Origin of the sequence: Hymenobacter fastidiosus (genome assembly GCF_039539565.1) — a bacterium.
In the GTDB taxonomy this organism is placed as follows: domain Bacteria; phylum Bacteroidota; class Bacteroidia; order Cytophagales; family Hymenobacteraceae; genus Hymenobacter; species Hymenobacter fastidiosus.
The window spans coordinates 1-2864 of sequence record NZ_BAABDJ010000028.1 but is presented as its reverse complement, the minus strand read 5'-3'; the positions used below and the strand labels follow the sequence as shown (position 1 = coordinate 2864).

Here is a 2864-nt window from a genome sequence, read left to right as displayed (position 1 = left end):
CGGGAAGCATCACCTTCATAGCACAATCTTAAGCATAGATTCGCTTTGCTCTTCGCGATGAGTATAAATAAGCCGCTCCATTAAAATTGTCAGACAACCAAAAGAGCTTCGTGCCGCTGCCTGCCAGCGTAGCGTTGGCCCGCTCGGCGTGGGCCGGCAACCGCCGCTTGGCCCCGTCCAGGGTATGGTAGCGCTCCCAGGCCGGGGCGAAGGCGGTGAGCAAGTCGTCAAATTCGGCCGGGAACAGACTGGTTAGAGCCAGAAACTATCGCGGCCGCTCGCGTAGGGCCAGATAATCCATGCCCAAAGGTACGGCGCCGCTTCGCGGGTTAACTTATAGCGGATCCGCGAACGATTCGGCCATATTTTACCGGAAGCCGTAGACCAGTGGATGAAACCGTACTCGCTTGATTTACGCACCCGCGTGGCCATCGCCTGCCACGCGCCGGGCGCCTGTAAGACGGAGGTGGCGCACCGCTTTGGCGTGAGCCGCTCGTTCGTCAAAGACTTGGTGCGCCGGCAGGCGACCACCGGCTCGCTGGCCCCCAAGCCCGCCCGGGGCGGGCGGGCCCGCTACCTCGACGCCGACGCGCAGGCCTGGCTGGTGGCCTACGTCGGCCAGCACGCCGATGCGACGCTGGCCGAGTTGGGCGCCGCCTGGCAGGCCCAGGGCGGGCGGCCCGTGGGCCAGACCTGTATCTGGCAGGTGCTGGACGCGCACCGGCTGCGGCGTAAAAAAAAAGCCACCACGCCGCGGAACGCGACCTGAAGCGGGTCGGTGAGGCGCGCCAGCAACACGTCGAACACGTCTGTACCCGCCCCGACGTGGCCCGGTTTCACTTCCTGAACGAAACGGGCTTGCGCCTGGACTACGCCCGTACCCATGCCCGGGCTGTTGGCGGGGCCCGCGTGGGCGGGGCTGTGCCGCTACGCCGGGGCCGGTCACTCACCTTGATCGGGGCGCTTTCCGTGCGCGGGCTCGGGGCCGGGCAACTGCTGGACCGGGCGCTGACCCAGCATAGCTTTGCCTTCTATGTGGCCTACTGCCTGGCCCCGACGCTGCGCCGCGGGGATGTACTGGTGCTCGACAACCTGCCCGTGCATCACCTGACCGGCTTACGCCAGTGGCTGGCCAAGCGCGGCGTGGAAGTCGTGTTTCTGCCGCCTTACTCGCCCGACTTCTCCCCCATTGAGCAGGCCTGGAGCAAGCTCAAAAGCAAGCTGCGCACCGGTGCTGCCCGGTCCTATGACGCCCTGAAAAACGCCTTGTACGAGGCCATCGACTGGATTACCAGCCAGGACGCCAAAAACTGGTTTGACCACTGCGGCTACCACACCCAAGTCGCCTGATGACTGGACGAACCGTTCACGAATCCGCTATAGGAACATGTCTAATTGCTACTAGCAATTACTTCTTTATAAATACCTAAAATTCTATCATGGAAAACCCGTTTACCATAATTATTCACCACAATTTCCCTTATTCTTTTTGGATCATATTTTTTCACGCCTGTCTTCACGTCAATAACAGCATCTGCTAGCGCTTGATAGTCGCGTATTTTTGTCAAAATTCCATTTTCCGGAGTAATAACATCCTCAGATCCACCATGTATGGTACTGATTACGGGAAGACCACAAGCCATAGCTTCTAAAATCGAAATAGACAATCCCTCAGATATACTGCTCATAATCAGCGCATCGGCCTCATGGTATAAATCAATCATTTGATCACGAGGAACAGAATCCTCAATCTTTACATAATCACTTATACCTATATCGATAATTGCTTGACGAAAAGCATTTCCTTCACCACCATATGTCCCCAGGCCAACTAACCTGAGCATAATGTTGACATGGCCTTGATCCACGACAGCCTTAATAGCTTTGAACAAAGTAATTAAGTCTTTTTGAAAAGAGGCACCTGCTACTGTCAGCAAAGAAAAGCATGGCTTAACCGTCTTAGAAGATGGCAGATAAAACGTGGTATCGTCGACCATATTGCCTACTATATACGAATTACAATCAACATGATGCAAGAGCACCTGCCTCAATTTATCTGTACTAACTGCTAAAAATGCATTTACTTCTTTCACTGCCTTCAGCGCTTGTTTCTGAATTTCATGAGACTCATGAAATAAAAGAAAGAGCAAATTTTCCGTAATTACGTATGGCACTTTCAGTCTTCTGCTCAAAGTATGCGCAGCTATGCCCCCCATTATGGTACAGTGTGCATGAATAATATCTGGCCTCCATCCGTCATTAGTTAATTCATCATATGCCCGGTTAAACGCGTCTTCACGCCATTCTGTATTTTTATTTTCGCGGATTCCATGCATTACCGGATAGATGAAATGAATTCCTTGAGAAGGAGGCTTTATAGCATCTGGAGCTAATTTAAAATGCAATGGCTGGAGGTACCCTCCCGCTGCTCGCAAGAACTTACGCCGTCCAATGTGTTCTACTGCTCCTACCAGCACCCGTACTTCGCAACTTTGCTCCATTAGTAGCGTCTGCTCCTCCATAAAGGTGCCTAGTAAAGGCTTGGAAATAGTAGGGTACCATGAAGGAATAACCAACACCTTCAATTTTCGGTCACTAGCCGATATTAATGAATTTGGAATATGCATTTTATTGCAGAAAAAGTCAAGTCAAAAAAGAGACATCAAGCTACAGTGCGTTTATCTAAAGCCTCCGCAACAAAGACAGCTCACGCATGCTTTGCCATATAAAACGCACTTTTCCGGAGGGGTCAGGTACGGTTTAGTTGATTAGTGACGAAATCACAACTCAGATGAAGCTTTGTACCAACTCGGCGTACTGGTGCTGAGCAACCAGGCGGCCCTGGCTTAGTTCGTAAATTCGGT

At 52.6% G+C, this 2864-nt stretch carries 3 protein-coding genes; 2 read left to right on the top strand and 1 reads right to left on the bottom strand.

Features of this window, described 5'->3' with window-relative positions:
- Positions 1–391 precede the first annotated feature (391 nt).
- The gene (locus ABD833_RS12680; protein ID WP_345073445.1) at positions 392–769 is read left to right on the top strand and encodes a transposase; all 378 of its coding nucleotides are present in this window, start codon (positions 392–394) and stop codon (positions 767–769) included.
- A complete protein-coding gene (locus ABD833_RS12675; protein ID WP_345073446.1) occupies positions 766–1350 on the top strand; it encodes an IS630 family transposase in 585 nt (194 codons plus the stop codon). Before ABD833_RS12680 ends, ABD833_RS12675 begins: the two co-directional genes overlap by 4 nt.
- Positions 1351–1391: 41 nt before the next feature.
- Here ABD833_RS12675 and ABD833_RS12670 read toward each other — a convergent pair whose 3' ends face one another.
- The gene (locus tag ABD833_RS12670; RefSeq protein ID WP_345073443.1) at positions 1392–2627 is read right to left on the bottom strand and encodes a glycosyltransferase; all 1236 of its coding nucleotides are present in this window, start codon (positions 2625–2627) and stop codon (positions 1392–1394) included.
- Between the last annotated feature and the right edge of the window lie 237 nt (positions 2628–2864).

Bases quoted from the DNA above. Each gene is read 5' to 3' on its own strand.
- ABD833_RS12670 (WP_345073443.1), bottom strand. From the start codon at position 2,627: ATGCATATTCCAAATTCATTAATATCGGCTAGTGACCGAAAATTGAAG.
- ABD833_RS12680 (WP_345073445.1), top strand. From the start codon at position 392: ATGAAACCGTACTCGCTTGATTTACGCACCCGCGTGGCCATCGCCTGC.